The sequence below is a fragment of the Nocardia arseniciresistens genome (assembly GCF_046764875.1).
Taxonomy (GTDB): domain Bacteria; phylum Actinomycetota; class Actinomycetes; order Mycobacteriales; family Mycobacteriaceae; genus Nocardia; species Nocardia arseniciresistens.
Window position 1 is genome coordinate 160,087 of sequence record NZ_JBKORD010000016.1, and the last position, 24,001, is coordinate 184,087.

At 67.6% G+C, this 24,001-nt stretch carries 25 protein-coding genes; 13 read left to right on the forward strand and 12 right to left on the reverse strand.

What is annotated here, in order from left to right; translation table 11 throughout:
- Window positions 1-2: 2 nt before the first annotated feature.
- Window positions 3-1,415 (reverse strand): ethanolamine ammonia-lyase subunit EutB, encoded by a 1,413-nt coding sequence (locus ACLMAJ_RS28010; RefSeq protein ID WP_412016834.1) that lies wholly within the window; start codon window positions 1,413-1,415, stop codon window positions 3-5.
- Window positions 1,412-2,833, reverse strand: a complete 1,422-nt coding sequence (gene eat / locus ACLMAJ_RS28015; RefSeq protein ID WP_412016835.1) for an ethanolamine permease — start codon at window positions 2,831-2,833, stop codon at window positions 1,412-1,414. The genes ACLMAJ_RS28010 and eat overlap by 4 nt, the downstream gene beginning before the upstream one ends.
- A 176-nt stretch (window positions 2,834-3,009) precedes the next feature.
- Here eat and ACLMAJ_RS28020 point away from each other — a divergent pair, with 176 nt between their 5' ends.
- Window positions 3,010-3,771 (forward strand): rhomboid-like protein, encoded by a 762-nt coding sequence (locus ACLMAJ_RS28020; RefSeq protein ID WP_412016836.1) that lies wholly within the window; start codon window positions 3,010-3,012, stop codon window positions 3,769-3,771.
- Here the strand turns inward: ACLMAJ_RS28020 and ACLMAJ_RS28025 are convergent, their stop codons facing one another.
- Entirely contained in the window at window positions 3,772-4,953 is a 1,182-nt protein-coding gene (locus tag ACLMAJ_RS28025) for a cation:proton antiporter (RefSeq protein WP_412016837.1), read from the reverse strand.
- Between the two features lie 4 nt (window positions 4,954-4,957).
- Window positions 4,958-5,440 (reverse strand): cation:proton antiporter regulatory subunit, encoded by a 483-nt coding sequence (locus tag ACLMAJ_RS28030; protein WP_412016838.1) that lies wholly within the window; start codon window positions 5,438-5,440, stop codon window positions 4,958-4,960.
- Between the two features lie 177 nt (window positions 5,441-5,617).
- On the opposite strand from ACLMAJ_RS28030, the gene ACLMAJ_RS28035 reads away from it, so the two are divergent.
- Together ACLMAJ_RS28035 and ACLMAJ_RS28040 are read left to right on the forward strand one after the other, a co-directional pair.
- A complete protein-coding gene (locus tag ACLMAJ_RS28035) occupies window positions 5,618-6,823 on the forward strand; it encodes a sensor histidine kinase (protein WP_412016839.1) in 1,206 nt (401 codons plus the stop codon).
- On the forward strand, window positions 6,820-7,464 hold the full coding sequence (locus ACLMAJ_RS28040) for a response regulator (protein ID WP_412016840.1): 645 nt from the start codon (window positions 6,820-6,822) through the stop codon (window positions 7,462-7,464). The genes ACLMAJ_RS28035 and ACLMAJ_RS28040 overlap by 4 nt, the downstream gene beginning before the upstream one ends.
- Window positions 7,465-7,479: 15 nt before the next feature.
- On the opposite strand, the gene ACLMAJ_RS28045 is transcribed toward ACLMAJ_RS28040, so the two are convergent.
- On the reverse strand, window positions 7,480-7,839 hold the full coding sequence (locus ACLMAJ_RS28045) for a DUF952 domain-containing protein (protein ID WP_412016841.1): 360 nt from the start codon (window positions 7,837-7,839) through the stop codon (window positions 7,480-7,482).
- A gap of 273 nt (window positions 7,840-8,112) precedes the next feature.
- Here ACLMAJ_RS28045 and ACLMAJ_RS28050 point away from each other — a divergent pair, with 273 nt between their 5' ends.
- Window positions 8,113-8,307: a DUF7455 domain-containing protein gene (locus ACLMAJ_RS28050; protein WP_412016842.1), complete on the forward strand. Its 195-nt coding sequence runs from the start codon at window positions 8,113-8,115 to the stop codon at window positions 8,305-8,307.
- A 70-nt stretch (window positions 8,308-8,377) separates the two neighbouring features.
- On the opposite strand, the gene ACLMAJ_RS28055 is transcribed toward ACLMAJ_RS28050, so the two are convergent.
- A complete protein-coding gene (locus tag ACLMAJ_RS28055; RefSeq protein ID WP_412016897.1) occupies window positions 8,378-9,112 on the reverse strand; it encodes a TetR/AcrR family transcriptional regulator in 735 nt (244 codons plus the stop codon).
- A 157-nt stretch (window positions 9,113-9,269) separates the two neighbouring features.
- Between ACLMAJ_RS28055 and ACLMAJ_RS28060 the strand changes: the two genes are divergently transcribed.
- Together ACLMAJ_RS28060 and ACLMAJ_RS28065 are read left to right on the forward strand one after the other, a co-directional pair.
- Entirely contained in the window at window positions 9,270-11,102 is a 1,833-nt protein-coding gene (locus ACLMAJ_RS28060) for a DEAD/DEAH box helicase (protein ID WP_412016843.1), read from the forward strand.
- Window positions 11,102-11,665 carry a hypothetical protein gene (locus ACLMAJ_RS28065; protein ID WP_412016844.1) on the forward strand — a complete coding sequence of 188 codons (564 nt, stop codon included), beginning with the start codon at window positions 11,102-11,104 and terminating at the stop codon, window positions 11,663-11,665. The genes ACLMAJ_RS28060 and ACLMAJ_RS28065 overlap by 1 nt, the downstream gene beginning before the upstream one ends.
- A gap of 168 nt (window positions 11,666-11,833) precedes the next feature.
- On the opposite strand, the gene ACLMAJ_RS28070 is transcribed toward ACLMAJ_RS28065, so the two are convergent.
- A complete protein-coding gene (locus tag ACLMAJ_RS28070) occupies window positions 11,834-12,412 on the reverse strand; it encodes a class I SAM-dependent methyltransferase (protein WP_412016846.1) in 579 nt (192 codons plus the stop codon).
- A gap of 54 nt (window positions 12,413-12,466) precedes the next feature.
- Here ACLMAJ_RS28070 and ACLMAJ_RS28075 point away from each other — a divergent pair, with 54 nt between their 5' ends.
- Complete coding sequence (locus ACLMAJ_RS28075; RefSeq protein WP_412016847.1) at window positions 12,467-13,252, forward strand: AraC family transcriptional regulator; 786 nt, start codon at window positions 12,467-12,469, stop codon at window positions 13,250-13,252.
- Here the strand turns inward: ACLMAJ_RS28075 and ACLMAJ_RS28080 are convergent, their stop codons facing one another.
- A complete protein-coding gene (locus ACLMAJ_RS28080) occupies window positions 13,253-13,993 on the reverse strand; it encodes an SDR family NAD(P)-dependent oxidoreductase (protein WP_412016848.1) in 741 nt (246 codons plus the stop codon).
- Window positions 13,994-14,099: 106 nt separating this feature from the next.
- Between ACLMAJ_RS28080 and ACLMAJ_RS28085 the strand changes: the two genes are divergently transcribed.
- The gene (locus ACLMAJ_RS28085; protein ID WP_412016849.1) at window positions 14,100-14,708 is read left to right on the forward strand and encodes a TetR/AcrR family transcriptional regulator; all 609 of its coding nucleotides are present in this window, start codon (window positions 14,100-14,102) and stop codon (window positions 14,706-14,708) included.
- 18 nt (window positions 14,709-14,726) lie between these two features.
- Here ACLMAJ_RS28085 and ACLMAJ_RS28090 read toward each other — a convergent pair whose 3' ends face one another.
- Window positions 14,727-14,972, reverse strand: a complete 246-nt coding sequence (locus tag ACLMAJ_RS28090; RefSeq protein WP_412016850.1) for a hypothetical protein — start codon at window positions 14,970-14,972, stop codon at window positions 14,727-14,729.
- 6 nt (window positions 14,973-14,978) lie between these two features.
- The gene (locus ACLMAJ_RS28095; protein ID WP_412016898.1) at window positions 14,979-16,730 is read right to left on the reverse strand and encodes a DEAD/DEAH box helicase; all 1,752 of its coding nucleotides are present in this window, start codon (window positions 16,728-16,730) and stop codon (window positions 14,979-14,981) included.
- 325 nt (window positions 16,731-17,055) lie between these two features.
- On the opposite strand from ACLMAJ_RS28095, the gene ACLMAJ_RS28100 reads away from it, so the two are divergent.
- A complete protein-coding gene (locus tag ACLMAJ_RS28100; protein ID WP_412016899.1) occupies window positions 17,056-18,135 on the forward strand; it encodes a YihY/virulence factor BrkB family protein in 1,080 nt (359 codons plus the stop codon).
- Here the strand turns inward: ACLMAJ_RS28100 and ACLMAJ_RS28105 are convergent.
- Window positions 18,108-18,344, reverse strand: a complete 237-nt coding sequence (locus tag ACLMAJ_RS28105; RefSeq protein WP_412016851.1) for a DUF3039 domain-containing protein — start codon at window positions 18,342-18,344, stop codon at window positions 18,108-18,110. The two genes, ACLMAJ_RS28100 and ACLMAJ_RS28105, sit on opposite strands and share 28 nt — an antisense overlap.
- 107 nt (window positions 18,345-18,451) lie before the next feature.
- Here ACLMAJ_RS28105 and ACLMAJ_RS28110 point away from each other — a divergent pair, with 107 nt between their 5' ends.
- The gene (locus ACLMAJ_RS28110; RefSeq protein WP_412016852.1) at window positions 18,452-18,868 is read left to right on the forward strand and encodes a DUF3099 domain-containing protein; all 417 of its coding nucleotides are present in this window, start codon (window positions 18,452-18,454) and stop codon (window positions 18,866-18,868) included.
- Window positions 18,869-18,888: 20 nt separating this feature from the next.
- Here the strand turns inward: ACLMAJ_RS28110 and ACLMAJ_RS28115 are convergent, their stop codons facing one another.
- Complete coding sequence (locus ACLMAJ_RS28115) at window positions 18,889-20,190, reverse strand: MFS transporter (protein ID WP_412016853.1); 1,302 nt, start codon at window positions 20,188-20,190, stop codon at window positions 18,889-18,891.
- 267 nt (window positions 20,191-20,457) lie between these two features.
- On the opposite strand from ACLMAJ_RS28115, the gene ACLMAJ_RS28120 reads away from it, so the two are divergent.
- The 3 genes from ACLMAJ_RS28120 to ACLMAJ_RS28130 all read left to right on the forward strand — a co-directional run bounded on the left by ACLMAJ_RS28120 (window position 20,458) and on the right by ACLMAJ_RS28130 (window position 23,987).
- Complete coding sequence (locus ACLMAJ_RS28120) at window positions 20,458-21,198, forward strand: VOC family protein (RefSeq protein WP_412016854.1); 741 nt, start codon at window positions 20,458-20,460, stop codon at window positions 21,196-21,198.
- Window positions 21,199-21,311: 113 nt separating this feature from the next.
- Window positions 21,312-22,829: a DUF7782 domain-containing protein gene (locus ACLMAJ_RS28125; RefSeq protein ID WP_412016900.1), complete on the forward strand. Its 1,518-nt coding sequence runs from the start codon at window positions 21,312-21,314 to the stop codon at window positions 22,827-22,829.
- Between the two features lie 192 nt (window positions 22,830-23,021).
- On the forward strand, window positions 23,022-23,987 hold the full coding sequence (locus tag ACLMAJ_RS28130) for a sigma-70 family RNA polymerase sigma factor (protein ID WP_412016855.1): 966 nt from the start codon (window positions 23,022-23,024) through the stop codon (window positions 23,985-23,987).
- Window positions 23,988-24,001 lie beyond the last annotated feature (14 nt).

A 24,001-nucleotide genomic window follows, 5' to 3' on the forward strand; every position in this document is an offset into this window, starting at 1 on the left:
GCTCATCGTGTCCCCGCCAAAGCGTGTAGCGGCGAGGCGAGCGGCGCCACCGGCAACACCCGACCGGCGGCGTCGATCATGCCGAGCCCGTCCAACCACGCCTCGAACTCCGGCGCGGGGCGCAACCCGAGCACGCGGCGGACATACAGCGCGTCGTGGAAGCTCAGGCTCTGGTAGCCCAGCATCACGTCGTCGGCGCCCGGAACCGCGATGACAAAGGCGCAGCCCGCCGCCCCGAGCAGGGTGAGCAGGGTGTCCATATCGTCCTGGTCTGCTTCGGCGTGGTTGGTGTAGCAGACGTCGACGCCCATCGGCAGGCCGAGCAGCTTGCCGCAGAAATGGTCCTCCAGACCCGCCCTGATGATCTGCTTGCCGTCGTAGAGGTATTCCGGGCCGATGAATCCGACCACCGTGTTGACCAGCAGTGGGTCCAGATCCCGTGCCACCGCGTATGCCCTGGTCTCCAGGGTCTGCTGGTCGACGGGCCGGCCGCCGGTGCCGAGGTGCGCGCCCGCCGAAAGTGCCGAGCCCTGACCGGTTTCCAGGTACATCACATTGTCGCCGACCGTGCCGCGGCCGAGTGAACGTCCCGCCTCGTTCGCCGCACGCAGCAGCGAGATGTTCACGCCGAACCCCGCATTCGCGCCCTCGGTGCCCGCGACCGACTGGAATACCAGATCCACCGGTGCGCCCGCCTCGATCAGCCCGAGCGTGGTCGTCACATGCGAAAGCACACAGGATTGGGTCGGAATCTCGAAGCGGGTGCGTACCTCGTCGAGCAGGTGCAGCAGGTCGGCGGTCGCCTGCGGGGAATCGGTGGCGGGGTTGATGCCGATCACCGCGTCGCCGCAGCCGAGCAGCAGCCCGTCCAGCACCGCGGCCGCGATGCCGCGGGGATCATCGGTGGGGTGGTTCGGCTGTAGCCGGGTGCCCAACCGGCCCGGCAGCCCGATGGTGGTGCGGAAGCCCGCGGTCACCTCGATGGCGCGGGCCACCGCGATCAGATCCTGGTTGCGCATGATCTTGCTGACCGCCGCGACCATCTCCGGTGTCAGACCATCGGCCACCGCTGCGAATGTCACCGCCGCGCGATCACCCGCGGATACCTCGAGCAGCCAGTCCCGCAGTCCACCGACGGTGAGATGCGAAACCGGTTGGAACGCGGCGCGATCGTGGGTGTCGATGATGAGGCGGGTGACCTCGTCGGACTCGTAAGGCACGACGGGGTCGTTCAGGAACTCCCGAAGCGGCACCTCGGCGAGCGCCCACTGGGCGGCCGCCCGTTCGGCGTCGGATCCGGCCGCGCAGCCCGCGAGTTCGTCGCCGCTACGCAGCGGCGTCGCTTTCGCGAGCAGATCGACGAGCCCGTCGAAAACATAGGTGGTGACGCCCGAACGCTGGGTGTAGCGCGTCATTCGAGCTCCTCTTCCGCGCGGGCCAGCATGGCGAATTCCTCATCAGGCGAGTTCGCAACCAGCCGGTGGCGGCTGTAGAGGGCGAAGTAGAGCATGAACGCGACGAACGCCGCGAGCGTCCATGATGCGGCCGCCGGGTCGACGAGGAAGGTGGCGATCACTGCGGCACAGGCGATCACCAGCGCGAACGCGGTGGTGACGATGCCACCGGGCGTGCGATAGGGCCGCGGCATGTTCGGCTCGCGGACCCGCAGCACGATGTGGCTGACCATCATCAGCACATAGCTCACCGCCGCGCCGAAGACTGCCATGTTCAGCAGCATCGCACCCTCGCCGGTCAGCGACAGCGCGAAACCGATGGCGCCCGGCACGATCAGCGCGAGCACCGGCGCCTTGCGGTTGTTGGTCACCGACAGACTTGTCGGCAGGTAACCCGCCCGCGACAGTGCGAAGGTCTGCCGCGAGTAGGCGTAGACGATAGAGAAGAAGCTGGCCACCAAGCCCGCGAGACCGATGTAGTTCACCAGCTTCGCGGCCGATCCGTCACCGAGCGCCTCGACGAGTGGGTTGCCCGAGGCCGAAAGAGCCTGGGCGCCAAGCGCTCCGGTAGCAAGAAACAGCACCGCCGCACCGGTGACAATCAGCACCAGCATGCTGATGATGATGCCCCTCGGCACATTCTTCTCCGGCTCGCGCGCCTCCTCGGCAGCCAGCGGCACGCCCTCCACCGCCAGGAAGAACCAGATCGCGAACGGGATGGCGGCCCAGATGCCGAACACACCGAAGGGCAGGAACGATGAGCTGCCCGCGGCGTTCGGATCGGCCGGAATATCGGTCAGGTTGCCCGCGTCGAACAGCCCCCATGCCGATACCGCGAAAACCACCAGACCGACCAACGCGATGGCGGTGATGACGAACATCGCCTTGAGCGCCTCCCCCGCGCCCGTCAGATGCACACCGATGAACAGCGCGTAGACAGCCAGATACACCCACCACCCGTCGGTGATGCCGAACAGATTCAAGCTTTCGACGTAGGCGCCGATGAAGGTGGCGATGGCGGCGGGCGCGATCGCGTATTCCAGCAGAACCGCGGTGCCGGTGGCGAACCCGCCCCACGGGCCGAGCGCGCGTCTGGCGAAGGTGTATCCGCCACCCGCCGTCGGCAGTGCCGCCGAGAGCTCGGCCATACCGAGCACCACCGCGAGGTACATGCCCGCGATGATCACGGTGGCGATGAGCAGGCCACCGAAACCGCCCTGCGCGAGCCCGAAATTCCAGCCGGAGTAGTCGCCGGAAATCACGTAGCTCACACCGAGCCCCGCGAGCAGCACCCACCCCGCTGTCCCGGAGCGCAGCGTCCGTTTGGCCAGATAGTCATCGCCGGTCCGGCTGCCGACCTTCGCCTCGTCGATCGTCATAGTCGCTGCGCGCTCCTCATCCACCGGCCCACCTGGTCGGGTCGGCCAATTCTGGAATGGGCATGTTGCGCAGACGTGACACCGCGTTACGGGCGAACTGCCAGGTCAGGTGACCCCCGGCACACCACGGGCGGGTCGGGCGACACGGCCGGGCGGCACACGGCACACTTCATACCGTGGTTGCTCCCGCTTCGGGCCGTCCTCGGGCACCCTGGATTCACACCGTCGATCTGGGCACGGAGATTCGCGCCGCCTGGGCGTGGCTACGCCGCCCCGAACTGCTGCGCCGGATACCGCCCGCGGTGCGTCATCATCTCGGCGCCGCACCCGCGAGCACGGCGTACGCGTTCACCTTGTTCGTGACCTGGTGGACCCTGCGCGGTGTCGGCGGTTCGGTCGAGCGCCGGCTGATCCTCTCGGCCTCGACCAACCTGCACAACATGCAGCACAACCCGATTCAGGTGTTGGTCGCCTCCGCGTTCTGGACCGAGGGCCAATTCCCGTGGCTGACGATCGCGGAATTCCTGGTACTGATGGCCGCGGCGGAACGCTGGCTCGGCACCGGACGCTGGATCCTGCTGTTCGCGACGGGGCACATCGGAGCGACGCTGCTGACCGTCACCGCGATCAGCCGTCTCATCGACCGCGGAGTCATCCCGACGAGGGTGGCGGTCGCCGCGGATGTCGGTACCAGCTACGGATTTACCGCGGTGCTGACCGCGATGGCGTTCCTTTTCCGCGGCAAAGTCCGAGTGCTGTGGTTGGGGCTGATCCTCGTCACGCTCGCCACGGCGTTGGCCGTCGGCCCGACGTTCACCGACTACGGCCACCTTTGTGCCGCCCTCATCGGCCTGCTGGTCGGCACGGTCGCGACGACCTTCTGGCGCCGCGTCGAACGGGCACGCAATCGGGCGGCCGAGGTCGATCAAGAAGCGTGATCAGGCGGTCGCCGGTGGCGCGACACGGCGCTGCAACAGCCCGACGACGGGTTCGACGACGCGGGCCGCGACCGGTCCGAGCACCGCCATCAGCAGTACGTACGCCGAGGCGAGCGCGGCGAGATCGCCGTCGACCGCGCCCATGGTGACCGCCAATCCCGCGATGACGATGGAGAATTCGCCGCGCGCCACCAGCGCGGCGCCGGTCCTGGCGCAACCCATCTTTCGGATACCCTGCCTGCTCGCCGCCCACCAACCGGTCGCCATCTTGGTCAGCACCGTGATCACCGCGAGCGCGATCGCCCAGCCGAGCACCGGCGGGATGGCCTGCGGATCGGTGCTGAGCCCGAAGGCCACGAAGAAGATGGCCGCGAAGAGGTCTCGAATCGGTTCGAGCAGTTTCGCCGCCTCGTGTGCGGTCGAACCGGAGATCGCGATGCCGAGCAGAAACGCGCCGACCGCCGCGGACACATTCAGCGCCGAGGCCGCCCCCGCGACCAGCAGTGCCACGCCGAGCAGCTTCAGCAGGAACACCTCACGGTCGGAGCTGTCCACGATCGCCGAAACGATGCGGCCGTAGCGCAGCGCGACCATGAGCACCACGGTCACCGTCACCATGGCGATGGCCATGGTCTTCAATCCGCTGAAGAAGCTCAGACCGGCCAGAATCGTGGTGAGCAACGGCAGATAAATCGCCATCGCGAGATCTTCGAACACCAGAATCGAGAGGACTACCGGGGTTTCGCGGTTGCCGAGCCGTCCGAGATCGTTCAGGACCTTCGCGACGATCCCCGAGGACGAGATGTAGGTGACCCCCGCCATGGTGATCGCACCGTTCACACCCCAGCCGAGCATAAGTGCCACCACCGCGCCCGGCGTCGCATTCAAGACGGTGTCGAGCAGACCCGCGGCCCAGGAGCGCCGCAAGCCGGTCATCAACTCGGGCGCGGTGTACTCCAGGCCGAGCAGTAGCAACAGCAGTACAACGCCGATTTCGCTGGCGAGATGGCCGAATTCGTTGGCGGCGCTCAGTTCGACGAAGCCGCCTTGGCCGAATGCCAGCCCCCCTAGTAGGTAGAGCGGGATCGGCGACATACCGAAGCGACCCGCTAATCGACCCAGCACGCCAAGAGCGAAGAACACCGCTCCGAGCTCGAGCAGAGCGAGCGCGGTCTCCGTCACGGGCTCACCCGTGCGTAAGAATTTTGGCGGCCGCGGTCAGACCGTCGGGCGTCCCGACGACTACGAGGAGGTCGTCGGCGGCGAAGGTGAAATCGGGGCCGGGTGAGGGGTGCAGCTGACCCGAGCGCATCACCGCGACGATGGATGTCTTGGTACGCGTGCGCATTCCGGTCTCACCGAGGGTGCGGCCCTCGTACGGCGACTCCTCGCCGATGGGCAGCTGTCTGGTGGTGATACCCGGCAGATCCCGGTGATCCTCGCGCAGTTGCGCGACCAACTGAGGCGCGCCGAGCAGGTTCGCGAGGACGGCTGCCTCATCCGCGGTGAGCGGGATCTGCGCGGCGCAGGCATCCGGATCGTCCAGCTTGGACACGATGAGATCGATACCGCCATCGCGGTGATCGACCACGCCGATCCGGCGACCCGAGCGCGCGGAGAAATCCTTGCGGACCCCGATCCCGGGAAGAGCGGTGACATCGACATTCACACCGTTCACCCTAGCGCTCGGCGCCGACCCGTACGCAGGTGAGGCCAACGTCCGCCGTGGCCACCGGCACCGGTCGAAACTTCGGCCCATCGGTGCCCGGCCCTCGGCCGTCGGGCCGACAGTTCCTCATCACTTCGGTGGACCTGCGCGCGGGGCGCGGTGTGCTCTGATTGGGGCGTGAGGAGGCACTGGTCGACATTGTCGGCGATGGCGCAGGACGCGCTGATCGCCGTCTTCGTGTTCGCTTTCGGCGCGGCGCTGTATCTCGCCGGGCTGTATTCGATGACCTCGGGCAGCACCGAACCGTCGTTGAAGGTGCGCTTCGGCGTGCTCGGACTGATGTGTGCGGTGTCGCTGCTGCGCCGCAGAACCCCGATGTCGGCGCTTGCTATCGGAGTCGTGCCACTCGGCATCGATCTGTGGCTCGGCGCGTCGGTGCCGATCTGGCTCATGTACTCCGATCTCATCTACGCCGCCGTCCTGTACGCGTCGCCGAAGCGCTCCCGGCTCGTGGTGGTGGCCAGCGCGGCACTGTCCGCGCTGGTCGCGGTGCTCGCGTTGGTGCTGACCGGCGACTGGCGGGTGATGGCGCTAGCGATCACCGCGGCGGTCGCCTTCGTCGGCACCTCGGTCTGGTGGGCGCTGTCGGTGCGCGGCCACAAGGAAATCGCGGGCGCCGAACGCGCACGCGCGCAAGCGCTTTCCCTGGTCGCCGAGCTGGACCGCAGGGCGGCGATCGCCGACGAGCGCAAGACGATGGCGCGCGACCTGCACGATGTGATCGCGGGCCATCTCTCGGCGATCGCGATTCAATCGGAGGCGGCACTCGGGGTGTTGTCCAGGCAGGAGTCGACCGACCCCGCGGTGACCGGCATCGTCGGCTCGATCCGTTCCAATAGCGTCAGCGCATTACAGGAGATGCGCACCATGATCGGGCTACTGCGCCGCGACGACGGCGCCGAGGAGGATCCGGCAGCACCGAGGCGGCTCGCGCACCTGCCCATTCTGGTCGACGCGGCCCACGCGGCCGGGATCACCGTGCGGATGGCCGGTGACGTCGACGGCACCGAACTGCCGAGCGCCGTCGACCAGGCCGCCTACCGGATCGTCCAGGAGGCGCTCACCAACGCGATGAAACACGCGCCGGGGCAGGAGGTCGACATCGACGTGTCCCTCGACGCGACGACGTTGGCTGTGGTGGTGCGCAATCCGGTCCGATCGACGGCGCGACAGCAGCCGCGTGACCCCGATACCGGCCGCGGTCTGGTGAATATGCGTGAGCGCGCCGCGGCGCTCGGCGGCAGCTTCACCGCGGGACCCGCCGCCACCGGTTGGGAAGTACTTGCCCGGCTACCGATTTCGGCGACCAAGGAGATGTCATGATTCGGGTGTTGATCGCCGACGACCACGGAGCGATCCGGGCCGGTCTGCGGATGATCCTCGACGCCGCCGGGGACATCGAGGTGGTCGGCGAGGCCGCAGACGGCGATATCGCGGTGGCACAGGCGAAAGCGCTGCGCCCGGATGTAGTGCTGATGGATGTGCGGATGCCGGGCGTCGACGGCATCACCGCCACCGGGCGGATCACCACCGACGGACTTGCCAAGGTGCTCATCCTGACCACCTTCGATCTGGACGAGTACGTATTCCGGACGCTGCGAGCGGGCGCGTCGGGATTCGTGCTCAAGTCCGCGTCCGGACAATCATTGGTCGACTCGGTGCGCGCGGTGGCCGCCGGGGACGGCGTGCTCGCGCCGGAGGTGACCGCGGCGGTGATCAACGCCTTCGCCGCCACCACCCTCGAGAACACCGAGCCCGCACCCGACGGTTTCGCCGATCTCACCGAACGTGAACGCGAGGTACTCGACTGTCTCGGCGAGGGTCTGTCCAACGCACAGATCGCCACCCGGCTGTTCATCGGTGAGACGACCGTGAAAACACATGTCTCGCGGGTGCTCACCAAACTCGGTGTGCGGTCCCGCGTTCAGGCCGCGATTCTGGCGCGCGAAGCCGAGCAACGCTAGTCCGGCGCTCCCGGCTCAGCGATCGAGCGCGGCGAAGGTACCGTCGGGGCCGGGCAGGTACTCGACGACGGCGGTGACAGCGCCCGCGGGCAGCGGACCGTAGAGGTGCGGGAACAGCATCGACTCGGGGTCGCTCGGCACACCGGGCTCCCACTTCACCGGCGCGCCGACCCTGGCCGGGTCGATGCGCAGCAGCACCAGGTCACGGCGGCCCGCGAACAGGCGATTGGCGGGCAGGTGCGCCTGCTGCGGCACGGAAAGATGGATGAATCCGGCCTCATCGAGCGAGGCGGGCCGGTGCTCGCCGGTCTGCCGCGTGGTCAGCCACTCCGACAGAGTGCAAATGTGAACGAACGTGTGAGTGTCATGGATCACGGGTAATCTCCCGGTAGACAACTGGATAGGCCTGTTCGTGATCGTGGTCGAGTGGAGTTCGGTTCGTGACCAGGGATGTTCGCCGTTAGCGAAATCCCTGGTCGTGTTACAGAAAACACACGGAATCACTTCCGGGAACAAAGCCCCCGTCCCGAACGTCTGACAGAGTAGTCATACCACTGCTGGGAAGTAGCGGTAGCGAGCCCGCGGAGTGACCACGGGCCCCACACCAGGTGAACGGACTGTAGTGCCGGGAGCCAGGACGGAGGAGTCATGCCAGGAACCCTGACAAGCACCCCACTGACCGCGGTCGATCGTTGCGACCGCTGCGGGGCGGCTGCACGAGTACGTGCCGTACTGCCCGCAGGTGGCGAGTTGCTCTTCTGCCAGCACCACGCGAATGAACACATGGATCGATTGCGTGAGCTCGAAGCCGTGATCAATACGGAATCGGCTCCCGCCGTCTAGCGCTCCTCTTCGCGTCCCGACACAACAGCATCTACACAACAGAACATCGTGACTACCAGCAGCGGGCGACCTACGGGTCGCCCGCTGTCGGCGTTCCCAGATCCCCCATGAGGATGCCGTCCAGCAGTGCGGCCAGGCCGAACGCGAAGGCGCCGTCCGGGTCCGCGGGGGCCTGATAGTGCTCGCCCGCCGCGGCGCCGACGCGCGAGGACAGCGGGAATTGCGCCACCGGCATCAGCTGTGTCAGCAGCGGGCCGTGCTGCTCCCACCACTGTGCGTCCGACAGCTCGGCCGCGCTGCGGGTCGCGGCGATGGCCATGCGCGCATTTCCGGTTGCGAATTCCGACAGGACGGCGATCACTCGATCCATCGCGACGTCCGAGAGGCCGATCCCGTCGATCGCGGCCAACTGGCGCTCGTAGCGCCGCATTCGGCCCGGGCCGAGCACCAGCCGCCATGGTGGCACCTCCAGCAGCCACGGGTGCTCGAGCAGCTCGGTGCGCACCTGGGTGGCGATGGCGGCCATGCGCTCACGAACGGGCGCGTCGGCCGGGATGGGCGCGTCCTCGTCGGCCACCACATCGACCATCAGCACGACGAGCGCGTCCTTGCTCGGGACGTAGGTGTATAGGCTCATCGGTTTCAGGCCCAGCTCGCCCGCGACGGTGCGGATGGACACCTTCTCGTAGCCCTCGCGGTCGGCGAGGGCGACCGCGGTGGTGACCACGGCGTCGACACTGACCGTCTGTTTGGGGCCGCGAACACCAGGACGCTGCGGCAGCGTGTGCCGCCAGAGCAGACTCATCAGCTGTTTCGCCTGGTCAGGATCAGTGCCGTAGGTCACGTGCCTCCTCGAAATAAATCTAGTACGGTGTACGTTGTTACGTTACTCCGTACACCATACGATAATTTAGGGGTGCGCTCTGCCAAGCACACAGGCCACGTATCTGCCCGACCGGCACATGTTCGCGCTCTGGACATGGAACGGGCATGCCATCGGGCGCGCACCCGACGGTGACCACGAGACCATTCGGCTCGCGGTGCCCACCGGTGAGCGCGGGGCCATCGAGATCGCGGAGGTGGACTGCGCGCTCGTCGATCCCGAGGATCTGCTCGGCCTCGCCGTCGAGGACGCGGGTCCCTCCCTCGCCGCCTGGCGCGTCGCGCTGCGGGAAACCGGCGACCTGCCCGATCCATCGGACGCTGCCGATACTGCGCCCGCGCACGGTGGCTCCGGCGCGCCGAATACGGCTGCCGCCGAACAAGCACCGCGCACGCAACGGGTCGACCACCCGCTTCCCATTGCGGCGCATGCCGTTCCCGACGCAGTCGGTACGTCCGTCTACTCGGCCGAGCGCGCACAGCGAGTACTGCGCGAAACACGTGCCGTCGCCGCGGAATTGCGTTCCACACTGAAAGCCGATCTGCGCACGTATCAGGCACGCGGCGTCGGCTGGCTACACGAGACCGTCGCCGCGCACGGCGGCGCGGTGCTCGCCGACGAGATGGGCCTCGGCAAGACCGTGCAGACCATCGGCTTTCTGCTCGGACGCGCCGAGGCGGGACCGCAACTCGTCGTCTGCCCCACCTCTCTGGTCGGCAACTGGGCGCACGAGATCACCCGGTTCGCACCGGGGCTGCGTCCGCGCGTGTGGCGCGGTGGCGACCTCGCTGCCGAGGCGGGTGAGGTCGTCGTCACCGGATACCCGACGCTGCGGCTGCATGGCGGGGCACTGAACAACCGCTCCTGGGCGACAGCGGTTTTCGACGAGGCTCAGGCATTGAAGAATCCGCGCACGCAGATCGCCAAGGCCGCACGCGCGCTCACCGTCGACGCGCGGGTCGCGCTCACCGGTACCCCGGTGGAGAACCATCTGGAGGAATTGTTCGCGCTGCTGAACTTGGTCGCGCCGCGCCTGTTCGGGCACCGCACCCAGTTCCGACGCCGGTTCGTTCGGCCGATCCACGAGGGTTCGGCCGCCGCGGCGGCGCGGCTGCGCGATGCGATCGAGCCGGTGGTGTTGGCTCGCAAAAAGGCTCAGGTCGCGGCGTCACTGCCCGCGAAGATCCACAGTGACCTGCTGTGTGATCTCACCTCCGAACAGGAGACGCTCTACGACCAACTCCTCGATCGGGCGATAGACGACGGATTCGGCCGCGGCGTCCAGCGACAGAGCCGGGTGCTCGCCGCGCTGACCGCGCTCAAACAGCTCTGCAACCATCCAGGGCTGATCACCGGCGAGCTCGGCGAGCTGGCCGGCCGCTCCGGCAAGCTCGACCTGTGCACCGACATCGTGGCCAACAACCTCGAAACCGGTGATCCGACACTGATATTCACCCAGTACCGGCAGACCGGCGAGCTGCTCGTGCGCCATCTATCCGAGCAATTCGGGGTGAGCGCACCGTTCTTCCACGGCGGACTGAACCAGTCGGAGCGGGCCGCGATCGTGTCCGGGTTCCAGGCCGAGGACGGGCCACCCGTATTGGTGTTGAGCCTGCGTGCCGCGGGCACCGGTCTCACGCTGACCCGCGCCGCCGACGTCATCCACTTCGACCGCTGGTGGAACCCCGCGGTGGAGGCCCAGGCCTCAGACCGGGTGCACCGGATCGGCCAGACCAGGACCGTCACCATCACCACCCTGACCTCCGGCACCACCGTCGAGGAGCACATCGCGGGGATGCACGACCGCAAATCCGCGCTGTCGGACCTCGGCGATTCGGCGGGCATCGCGGCATTGGCCAAGCTCGACGACGACCAGTTGGTCGAGATCCTGCGCCGGAAGAGGGAGAACTGATGGCGGACAACGAGTTCGGCTATACCACTTGGGGCATGGACTGGGTCCGACTTGCCGAGCCGCTGCGCCGGACCCGCCCAGAGCCGCTGCTGCCCCGCGCCCGCAGCATCGCACGCAACAACGGCGTGCAAGCCACGATCGAGGGCCGCATCGTCCGCGGCGCCATCCACCGCGGCGGCCAGGCTTCGGTCACGCATGTCGAGGTGGCACCGCTGCCCCGCGCCGCAGTCACCGCGATCGCCGAGGTCATCGCCGACCCGACCGTCCTCACCGACGACATGCACCGTGCGCTCGCGATAGCGGGCATCAGCCCGGCACCCGCGCTCGCGAGCGTCGACTGCTCATGCTCGGCCCGTTCGGCACACTGCGTGCACGTTTATGCGGTGTTCTACGAAATCGCCCGCCGAGTCGACGAGGACCCTCGCCTGGCCCTCGAACTCCAGGGCTATTTCCAAGCGGCGCAGGATGATCCGGAGACCACAGTGGAGGCGCCGCGGTGGGTGCCGATCAACACCCTCGAGCCTGCCGACTATTTCGCGATCGCACCGGTGCCGATCCCCTGAATCGGGCGACCCGGCCACCACGCTCTCACCACACCGATCGCAAACTCCGCGCGCGGTATTGCCCTCGCGGCGTGTTCCGCCCATCCGGTGGTCGATGCGCCCTGCGTCAGCACCGGAAGCACTCCGGCGAACGGTCGGCCGAGAGCGCTGCCGGTCGTCGCAACCCACTCATCGGTGGGTGCCGGGCCGTTTCGCGCGGAATCGGAAACTCGCCGCGCCGGTATCGATCTCGATATCGGCGAAGCCGACGCGCGCGAGGCGCTCCGCGGCTTCTTCCGGAGGGATGGGCAGGCAGGTGTCGCCCAGGTGCATCAGTCGAAAGACACGGGTGTCCAGGCCGTCGCTGCCCGCGAACACGCCGCCCGGCCGCACTACCCGGAAGGCCTCGGCGAACAGTGCGTCCTGCTGTCGGACCGTCGGCACGTGATGCAGCATGGTGAAGCAGACGACGGTGTCGAATTCGAGGTCCGGCAGCGGCATTTCGGCGCCGTCGCCCTCGACCACGGTCATGAGGTCTCCGTGCCGATCACGCAGGCGTTCGACCAGGGCGGTATCGATCTCGACTCCCGTGAGGGCGCTGGTTCGGCCGAGCAGAGCACGCACGTTCGCGCCGTATCCGGGGCCGATCTCCAGTACGGAGGAACCGAGTTCGAGGCCGGACAGGGCCCACGAGACGATCTTCGTCGCGCTGGTTCGCTCCCACATCGCCGACCGACACAGGATCCGGTGGAAGTAATTCATCGCCATGACCTCACGTTAGGAGCGCGCAGGCGCGGCCACGACAGGCTACGGTGACAAACTGTGTCGCAGAACGGCCAACCTTCGGTCCCCGGCCGATCCGCTGTGCTCCCGGTCGTCACCGGAGACACCGCGATGGTCTTCGGTGCGGGCATACTGCCCGCGGGCCACTGGTTCGGCACCCACGAGCATCCGCAACATCAAATCGCCCGGGCCGCACGCGGAGTCATCGTGGTCGAGATCGGCGACGGCCACTGGGTGCTGCCACCGACGCGGGCGCTGTGGATTCCCGGCAACACCAGGCATCGGACCGGCAGCTCCGAGGGCGCGACGATGAGCGGCATCTTCGTGGCGCCGGACCGCTGCCCGGTCTCCTTCACCGCGCCGACCATGCTGCGGGTCACCCGGCTCCTGCACGAATTGTTCGACCACCTCACCGCGCCGGGCACTGCCCCCGCGCCGCGCCGACGCGCGGAGGCAGTGGTGTTCGATCTACTCGATCCGGTCGAGGTGATCCCGATCGGTGCGCGCCTGCCGACCGATGCTCGCGCCAGGCAGGTTGCCGAGGCGCTCGAGCGTGACCCCGCCGACGAGCGCACCCTCGGCCAGTTCGCCACCGATGTCGCGGCGGGACCGCGCACCCTGGCCAGGCTGTTCGTCGCGGAGACGGGAATGAGCTTCGGCCAGTGGCGAACTCAGATCCGGCTTGCCGCATCGCTGCCGCCGCTTGCCGCGGGGGTGCCGATCGCGCGGATTGCCGGGCGGGTCGGATACTCCACGCCCAGTGCGTATATCGCGGCGTTCCGGCGCTCGGTCGGCGTATCGCCTGGGCGATATTTCGCGCGCTGATCAGGAGTTCGTACCGCCGTCGACGGTGAAGAACGCGCCGGTGATGCTGCGGCCGGTCTCGCCGGCAAGGAAGGCCACCGTCTCGGCGATATCGTCGGCCGTGCCGAAGCGACCGAGCGCGGACAGTTCCCGCTGCTGCGCGGCATGGCCGCCGTCGGCCGGATTCATGTCGGTGTCGGTGGAGCCGGGCTGCACCAGGTTGACGGTGATATTGCGCGGACCGAGCTCGCGCGCAAGCGCTTTGGTGAAACCGTTCAGCGCGGACTTGCTGAGGTTGTACAGCGAAAGCCCGCCGAAGGGCGCGTGCTCGGACAGGTTGGTGCCGATGCTGATGATGCGGCCGCCGTCGGTCATGTGCGCCACCGCGGCCTGCGCGCCGAGGAAGGCGGCTCGGGCGTGGACAGCGAGCGCGTTGTCGACCTCGGCAACCGTGAACTCCTCGAACGGCTTGGCGGGGAAGATGCCCGCATTGTTCACCAGCACATCCAGCCCGCCGAGTTCGGCCGCGGTCCTGGCCACGGCGCCCTTCACGTCGTCGGCATCGGCACTGTCCGCTCGAATCGCGATGGCGCGACGACCGCGCGCCTCGATCTCCGCGACAACGGCCTTCGCCTTGACATCGGCGCTCTGGTAAGTCACCGCCACATCCGCGCCCGCGGCGGCCAGCCGCCGCGCGATCGCGGCACCGATCCCCCTGCTACCACCGGTCACCAGCGCCACTTTGCCCGTCAGATCCGACATCGTCGCTCCTCCATATTCTGTGTCGATCAGTACATAAATACCTAAGCGCATTCTCACCGCTGACGTCAAGGGGTATATTTAACGATCGACACAGAAAGGAGTCTCCATGGCAGAACGCGGACGTCCCCGCGCCTTCGACCGCACCGAAGCGTTGCGACGTGCCATGGAGGTGTTCTGGGAGCATGGCTACGAGGGCTCCTCGATGAGCGACCTCACCTCCGCCATGGGCATCAACTCACCGAGCCTGTACGCCGCCTTCGGCGGTAAGGAGGCGCTGTTTCGCGAGGCCATCTCGCTCTACGGGCAAACCGACGGCGGATACACCGCCCGCGCCCTACGTGAGCAACCCACGGCCAACGCCAGCATCGATGCGATGTTGCGCGACAACGCGATCGGATACACCGTCGAGGACAAGCCGCACGGCTGCATGGTCGTACTCGCGGGCTCCACCTACACCACCCGTAGCGAAAGTGTGCGTGACTTCCTTATCGAAAAACGGCGCGAGACAACCGGGGACATCCGCCGACGGCTGGATCGCGGTGTCGCAGAAGGCGATCTGTCCGCGGACACCGATACCGCCGCGCTGGCACACTTCTACACCACGGTGCTCTACGGCCTGTCCATCCAGGCCCGCGACGGCGCCACCCTCGCCGAGCTGTCACAGTCGATCGACTGCGCCATGGCGGCCTGGCCTACCGCGGTCGCGACGCCGTAGCAGGCGGGCGGGCCCGAACTAGAAGCGCGGATCGTGCATGAGCCGGAAGCTGTGCAACGCGGTCGAATCACCGACCGCGGTGAACTCCCGGCCGACCACCTCGCTCGAACCGATATCGCAGTCGTCGGCGATATCGTCGACCGACAGCCGCATCGGCCGATCGGCGCGATGCCACGGCGTCACCGCGTACGCTGCGTCCTCGACAGCAAGCATTACCCACAGCGGAATGCGGCCGTCGGGCAGAACTCGGTAGTTACGTGACACCGGTCGTTACTTTCTTCGTAGCGCCGCAATGCGCTCGACCAGCTGGTCGGCCGTCGCCAAAGCCGTTGGCGGGCCACCACATTCGCGGCGTAGCTCGCCATGAATAACGCCGTGCGGCTTGTTTGTGCGGTGATTGTGCATAGCCACGAGGCTGTTGAGCTCGCGGCGCAGCTCGCCGAGGCGGTCGGCCGTCGCGACCCGCTCGGCCGCGCTGGCGACCTGGGTGCCGGGGTCGGGATTGCTCGGCTCGCCGCGCTCGGCGATCTGGCGGGTCTGGCGATCGCGCAGCAGCGCGCGCATCTGGTCGGCGTCGAGCAGACCGGGGATGCCGAGGTAGTCGGCCTCCTCGGCGCTGCCCGCGATGGTGGACGTGCCGAACGAGGACCCCTCGTAGATCAGCTGATCGAGTTGGGCGTCGGCGGCGAGTGCGACGAAGGGGTTCTCGTCCTCGCCCGGCTCGTCCTTCTGCTTGTTCGCGTCGATCAGCAGCTCATCGTCGAGGCCGTCCTTCTCCCGATGCGCCTTGCCGATGACGTGATCGCGCTGCAACTCCAGCTGCGCGGCGAGGTCGAGCAGGACCGGCACCGAGGGCAGGAACACGCTCGCGGTCTCGCCCGGCTTACGCGCACGCACGAAACGACCGACGGCCTGGGCGAAGTACAGCGGGGTCGAGGCGCTCGTCGCGTACACCCCGACCGCGAGGCGCGGCACGTCGACGCCCTCGGACACCATCCGCACCGCGACCATCCACGGTTGGGTGTTGTTGCTGAACTCCGCGATCCGCTTGGAGGAGTCGGGATCGTCCGACAACACCACCGCGGGCTTCTCACCCGAGATGTGTTCCAGCAGTTCGGCGTAATCGCGCGCACGCTCCTGATCGGTCGCGATCACCAGCCCACCGGCGTCGGGCATGCCCTTGGCACGCTTCTGCTGCAAGCGGGTGTCGGCGGCGCGCAGTACCGCGGAGATCCAGTCGCCCGCCGGGTCGAGCGCGGTGCGCCAGGCGCGTGCGGTGTGCTCGGCGCTCAACGGCTCGCCGAGACGGGCGGAGTACTCCTCGCCCGCACTGTCGCGCCAGTGCGCCTCGCCGGAATACGCGAGGAACACCACCGGCCGCACCACGCCGTCGGCGAGCCCTTCGGCGTAACCGTAGGAATAGTCGGAGCGCGAACGCGGAAAACCACCCTCGTCGGGTTCGTAAGTGATGAAAGGGATCTGGCTGTCGTCGCTGCGGAACGGCGTTCCTGTCAACGCGAGCCTGCGGGTGGCGTCACCGTAGGCCTCCGCCGCGGCGTCACCCCAGGTCTTCGCATCGCCCGCATGGTGGATCTCATCGAGAATCACCAGGGTCTTACGGTTTTCGGTGCGCACCCGGTGCCGGGAGGGATGCGAGGCGACCTGGGCATAGGTGACGACGACGCCGTGATAGTCACCGGAAGTGCCGCCGGTCGCGTTGGAGAATCGCGAATCGAGCGCGATACCGACCCGGTTCGCGGCCTGGGACCACTGATGCTTGAGGTGCTCGGTCGGCGCGACCACGGTGATCTGGTCGACGGTGCGGTCGGCAAGCAACTCGGCGGCAACACGCAGCGCGAAGGTGGTCTTACCCGCGCCCGGTGTCGCGACGGCGAGGAAATCCCGCGGCTTCGTTGTCAGATATTTCGTCAATGCGCGACGCTGCCACGCACGTAGCGAACCCACCGGAACCGCGGCGCTCGATGCTTCCGAATCGCCCGGCGTTTGCGCTTCTCCCGCCACAGCGGCGCCCGACCCAGTCACGCAGAAGACCCTACTGGCCCGCCATGGCGTGTCGCCAAACCGACGCGGCCGAGGCGACCGGCATCACATGTCGGCCGGGAGTTTCCGCCTGGTGTTCACCCGCCGCACGCCGACGCGTCGTATGGGTGCGGCGGTGCTGAACCGAATTGTGCGCGATGCTGTAGTGACCATGACCGACGACAGTGCCCCATCGGGCGCCACCAGCGCGATCCACAGCGGCGGCGGCCCGGAGCGATCCAGGACGGCCCGCTGCGCCAGCAGCACGGCCGCCTGGGTGGCGCGCGCGGGCCATCAGAGCGGCAGGCTGGTCGCCCGCGTCGCGGTGAAGGCGTGGAACGACTCGATCTTCGCGAAGTCCGCGGCCGCGGCGTTCTGGCAGACGATGTCGCTCGCACCGCTGCTGCTCGGGGTGCTCGGCAGCCTCGGCTATGTCGGCGAGTGGTTCGGGCCGGACACCGTGGAGATCGTCCAGCAAAAGATCATCTCGTTCAGCAAGGATCTGTTCAGCACGACCGTGGTGTCGGATCTGATCGAGCCGACGGTCACCGATGTGCTCGGGCGTGGACGCGCGGCTTTCGTGTCGGTGGGATTCGTGCTGTCGCTGTGGGCGGGGTCCTCCGCGATGGCGACCTTCGTCGACTCCATCGTCGAGGCACACGGACAGCAGGATGCCCGGCATCCGGTGTGGCAGCGCATCTTCGCGTTGCTGCTGTATGTGCTGTTCCTGATCGCGGCGGTGTTCATTCTGCCGCTGATCGCGCTCGGGCCGGTCCTGATCGGACGGGCGCTACCGGACGCGTGGCGCGAACCAGGACTTCGCTTGATCGACTCGTTCTACTACCCGGGCGTCGGTCTGCTGCTGATCATCGGGCTCACCACGCTCTACAAGCTGGCACTACACCGGTCGCTGCCGTGGCACCGTCTGTTCGGCGGTGCGGTGGTCGCCGCGGTGTTCTTCATGACAGCCAGCGAGGTGTTGCGCCGATATCTGTCGTGGGTGACCCAGACCGGCGTCAGCTACGGCGCGCTCGCGACCCCGATCGCGTTCCTGCTGTTCACCTTTTTCCTCGGCTTCGCGGTGATCCTCGGCGCGGAATTCAATGCCGCGGTCCAGGAGTTCTGGCCGGCGAGCAGCACCCGCATCGATCAGGTGAAGGAGTGGCTGTCCAACCAGATCCTCGGCGATGACGAGTCCGAAGAGCACGCTCCCGATAGCGACCCGGCGTCGAGTCGATCGGCAACTACGCAACCGGTCGACCTGTCGAAGACAGCACAAAGCCCCGAGCCGGACTCGGGGCCGAAGGCACCATCGGACACCCGGACGACCGCAGCGCCGCCGGGTGGGTCGAGCTCGGCTCAATCGCCCTTGCGCAGCCCCTCGTAGACCTTCTTGCACTCCGGGCAGACCGGCGAGCCGGGCTTCGCGGAGCGGGTAACCGGGAAGACCTCGCCACATAGCGCCACTACATGGGTGCCCATGACGGCGCTCTCGGCGATCTTGTTCTTCTTCACGTAATGGAAGAACTTCGGAGTGTCGTCTTCCGTCGTCTCGTCGGTAGTCGCATCCGGGCGATCCAGAGTCTTGGTACTCACGGATTCCATGATGCCGCATCCGCGCGCGAGTGGCTGCACACGGTGCTGGCAAGAGTCGCTGACCAGGTCATGTGCGGTGGGCCGCCGACAGTGGAAGACTCAGGGGTATGCAGCAGTACGGCGATTCCTCTGACGCCGACGACATCGGCCGCGGTGATCGCCAAGACGTGACAGTGCCAACTCCCGAACGTCCTTCCGGCTACTTTCCCGGTAGCGATGACAAGCATCCGGTGTTGATCACCGAGGCCGCGCCTTCGCTGGAAGATCAGCACCGCGCCCGGGTCCGCAGGTACACGATCATCATGGCCTTCCGCATCCCATGCCTCGTGCTCGCCGCGTTCGCCTACAGCGCCTTCAGCAGCGCACTGATCTCGATCCTCATCATCGTCGCCTCGATACCGCTGCCCTGGATCGCGGTGCTGATCGCCAACGATCGCCCGCCACGCCGCAAGGACGAGCCGAGCCGCTGGGACGAACGCCGGCTGGCCATCGAAGCGAGCAAGCACAACGCCATCGACAGTTGAGACCGACCTGACGAAGGCGATTACGCGGGAACACGGCTGGTGCTTCGGCGAATTCCGGCCGAAAGCAAAGCCGCGATACCGCACAACCCACCCGCGATATACCAGGCCAGGTTGTAGCTGCCCTGCATATCGCGGATGACGCCCGCGCCGGTGGCGGCGATCGCGGACCCGATCTGGTGCGAGGCGAAGACCCAGCCGAAGGCGACGGGGCCGTCGGCGCCGAACAACTCGCGGCACAACATCACCGTCGGCGGCACGGTGGCGATCCAGTCGAGGCCGTAGAAGATGATGAACACCCACATGCTCGGCTGGGTGTGCGGCGAAAACAGCGACGGCAGGATGAGCAGCGACAAGCCGCGCAGGATGTAGTAGCCGACCAGCAGGTAGCGGGGGTCGATCCGGTCGGTGAGCCAGCCCGACGCGATGGTGCCCGCGACGTCGAAGAGGCCGACAAGCGCGAGCAGACTCGCCGCGGTGGTCGGCGGCATGCCGTGATCGTGTGCCGCACTGACGAAGTGTGTACCGACCAGACCGTTCGTCGACGCGCCGCAGATCGCGAATCCGCCTGCCAGCAGCCAGAATCCGGGCCTGCGCGCGATCGCAGCGAGCACGGTCAACGCGCGCATCGCGCCGCCGGTGGGGGGCGTACGAAGGCCGACCGTGCTGCCCTCTTCGGCGCCATAGGCGCGTACGCCCACGTCACTGGGGAAGTCGCGAATGAACAGCCACACCAGCGGCACCACGGCAAGCGCCGCGCCCGCGACGATCAGCGAAGGCACTCGCCAGCCGTGGGCATGCGCCACCGCCGACACCACCGGCAGGAAGACCAACTGCCCGGTCGCACCCGCGGCGGTGAGCACCCCGGTGACGAGTCCGCGCTGACGCACGAACCAGCGGCCGGTGATGGTCGCCACGAACGGCATCGACATGGAGCCGACCCCGATGCCGACCAGCAGACCCCAGGTCAGCACCAGATGCCATGGCTGCGTCATGAACACCGTCAGCCCACTGCCCGCCGCGACGAGCAGCAGCGCGCATGCCACCACCCTGCGAATACCGAAGCGGTCCATCAGCGCGGCGGCGAACGGCGAAATCAGGCCGTACAGAAGCATATTCAGTGAAACGGCGGCACCGATGGTGCCGTGCGACCACCCGAATTCCTCATGCAACGGATCCATCAGCACGCTCGGCACCGATCGGAAGCCCGCGGCACCGAGCAGCGCGACGAAACCCACACCCGCCACGATCCAGGCGGGATGCAGCCGCGGCCGCTTCACGGAATCGACAAGTTCCTGCGCCGGGGGCGTCTGCAGTTCGGTCACCCGCTGAGCGTGCCGGAATGTACCGAAGGGAACGAGTGGCCGGGATGCCATTAACCGTCAAGATCGTGCCAGTGCGACACGCGCCCGGCCGCCTCGACAGCGCACCGGCCCGACCCATAGTGTGTGGCGGGGGAATTCGACCGAACCCGCTTGTGGCGTGGCACACAGTCGCACGACATACCGCAGAAGGCACGCAGGAGGCACGGTGCCACACCGGTGTTCGCGCCGCCCGTCGGGGCGCACACCCCGCAGGACAGAGGAGACAACATGATTCGGTGGGCATGGGCTTTTCTCGATCGGCCCGCGCAGCGTTTCGACGACTGCGCGACGTTCTGGTCCGCCGTCACCGGCACCCAGCTCTCGCCACGCCGCGGCTCTGACGACGAATTCCTCACGCTGCTACCGGATCCCGCGCTGTTCGCGGCCGCGGGGGTCAAAATGCAGTCGGTCACCGGCCTCGGCGGTGTGCACCTGGACTTCGACGTCGACGACATCCCCGCGGCGGTCCGCATCGCACTCGATCTCGGCGCCGACCTGGTCGCCAACCACCCGGACTATGCCGTTCTGCGCTCACCGGCGGGCCAGTCTTTCTGCTTCACCCCCAGCGGCCGCGCCAAGGGCAAGCCCGCCCCCGCCTTCAGCGCACCGGACGGCACCCTGACGCGCTTGGATCAGGTATGCCTCGACATCGGCGCCGCCGATCACGAGGCCGAGTCACACTTCTGGGCCATCCTGACCGGATGGGAGCACCAGGAGGGCAGGCTGCCCGAATTCTCCCGGCTGCGAGCGAAGGAGCAGCTCCCTATTCAGCTGCTGTTGCAGCGCCTCGGCGAGGACCGCCCGACCAGCGCCCACATCGACCTGTCGGCCTCGGACATCGAAGCCACCGCCGCCTGGCACGAATCTCTCGGGGCGACCAGAACCGAAAGTCACCAACACTGGATGGTCATGGCCGATCCCGCCGACGCGGTCTACTGCATCACCTCTCGCGACCCCAACGGAGTCTGAGGGCTCGTCCGACGAACTCGGCCTCCGACGGCGAGCCGCATCTGTGACACGGCGGACACCTGGCGAGTGCTGCGCGGTTGCGGTGGCACAGTACTGCTGTGCCCAGTACCGATGTGCCTACGAACCAGACGACGACCGGATCGCTGCTCACCGCGTTGTGCCCCGATCTACGGACGGCGCTGACTCGTGTCCGCTATGACGCGGACACATTGGTCGAGGTGCTCGGGGCCGATGTACACGCGGCGCTCGGCCGGTCCGAGCCGGTGCCGGTGCGCCGCGCCGCGCGGGACGCGGGCGAACTCGGCACCCTGATCCGACTGCTGCTGCTCGGCGACGCGCTGCCGGAGCATGACGTGGCCGCGGCACTCGCGCCGGTGGGTATCGAACACGCCGTCGCGGCGGGTCTGCTGGCGCGCGACGGTGATCTGGTGCGAGCTGCGCTGGACCTGCGGCCGCTCGACGTCGGTGTCGGCACCCGCTGGATACTGTCCGACCTCGACGATTCGATGCACCGGCGCACGCTGACCGAAGAGCATGTACTCGGTGTCGGCCACGCCTCGTTGTCGCTGCTGCGCGCGACGCCGACCCGACGGGTCGGTTCGGTGCTCGATCTCGGCACCGGCTGCGGCGTGCAGGCGGTGCACGCCGCCTCCTACGCCGACCGAGTGACCGCCACCGATGTGAACCCGCGCGCACTGTGGCTCGCCGAGGCGACCGCCGCACTCAACGGCCTCGATATCGAATTGCTGGAAGGCTCCTGGTTCGAGCCGGTGGCCGGACGCCGCTTCGACCAGGTGGTGGCCAACCCACCCTTCGTGGTCGGCCCCGCCCGCATCGAGCACACCTACCGCGATTCCGGTCTCGCTCTCGATGGCGCGAGCGAATTGGTGATCTCCCGGGCACCGGGGCTGCTCGCCCCCGGTGGCACCGCGGCAATGCTCTCGGCGTGGGTGCATGTCGACGGCGAGGACTGGCGCCAGCGGGTGTCGTCCTGGCTACCAGCGCACGGCGTGGAGGCCTGGGTAGTGCAGCGCGATGTCGCCGACCCCGCCCTGTACGTGGGGACCTGGCTGCGCGACGCGGGGCTCGATCCGCGCGACCCGGCAGCGCAGGCGCGCGCCGAGCAATGGCTCGACGCCCTCACCTCGGCCGATGTCGAGGGCATCGGCTTCGGATTCGTCTATCTTCGCGCGATCGACGGCCCGACCGAGCTGCTGGCCGAGGACCTCACACACGGCTTCGATGATCCGCTCGGCGACGAGGCGACCGCGTATTTCGAGCGCTCGGCCTGGCTGCGCGCCGCGGCGCGTGATGAAAACCTGGCCTGGTCTTCACGTTTCGCGGTGGATCCCGCGACGGCGCTGGAGCGGGTCTACCTGCCCGGCGAGGACGGCTGGGCGCAGCAGGTCGCGCGACTGCACCGCGGTGATGGTCCGCGCTGGCAGCACGAGGTCGACGAATCCACCATCGCCCTGGTGGCGGGAATGCGCGCGGATGGTATGCCGTTGTACGAACTGATCGAACTGCTGGCGGTTGCCCACGGATCCGACGAGGTGACCAAGGAGTTCATGGCCGACGCGCTGTCGGTGGTAGCCGGATTGGTTCGCCACGGATTGGTGCGACCCGTCTAACCGGCGGCCGCATAAGTGGGTCGGCGGAGGCGCTCGGCAACGAGTGTTCCTATTCCGGGTGCTTCTCAGGAACTTCTCAGACGGAAGTGACGGAAACCGCAGCTCAGAACGGTTTATTCGGGCGGTGGCGGGGAACTTTCTCACTGTCGGGTCCGTTGTTCCGGATGAGACACCACCGACAGGAGGCAAGTCATGACAAGCCCCGCCACCACTCGCGTGCGCAGCGATATGGACCTCGACGCCCAGAGCCCCGCCGCCGACCTGGTACGCGTGTACCTCAACGGGATCGGTCGCACTGCATTGCTCACGGCCGCCGACGAGGTCGAGCTGGCCAAGCGCATCGAGGCGGGCCTCTTCGCCCAGCATTTGCTCGAGACCGGCAAACGGCTGTCGGCCACTCGCAAGCGCGATCTGGCCATCATCGTCCGCGAGGGCCAGACCGCCAGGTCGCATCTGCTCGAGGCCAACCTCCGCCTCGTTGTTTCGCTCGCCAAGCGCTACACCGGCCGCGGTATGCCGCTGCTGGACCTGATCCAAGAGGGCAACCTCGGCCTGATCAGGGCGATGGAGAAGTTCGACTACGCCAAGGGATTCAAGTTCTCCACTTACGCCACCTGGTGGATCCGGCAGGCCATTACCCGCGGTATGGCCGATCAGAGCCGCACCATCCGGCTGCCGGTGCATTTGGTCGAGCAGGTCAATAAGCTGGCCAGGATCAAGCGTGAGCTGCATCAGCAGCTCGGTCGCGAGGCCACCGACACCGAGCTGGCCAACGAGTCCGGCATTCCGGTCGAGAAGATCTCCGATCTGCTCGATCACAGCCGCGACCCGGTAAGCCTGGACATGCCGGTCGGCAACGACGAAGAGGCCCCGCTCGGCGATTTCATCGAGGACTCCGAGGCCACCTCGGCCGAGGCCGCCGTCATCGCCGGTCTGTTGCACACCGACGTCCGCAGTGTGCTCGCCACCCTGGACGAGCGCGAGCAGCAGGTCATCCGGCTGCGCTTCGGCCTCGACGACGGCCAGCCGCGCACCCTCGACCAGATCGGCAAGCTGTTCGGGCTCTCCCGCGAGCGGGTGCGTCAGATCGAGCGCGAGGTCATGTCGAAGCTGCGCAAGGGCGACAGGGCCGAGCGGCTGCGCGCCTACGCCAGCTGATCGCAAGATCATCC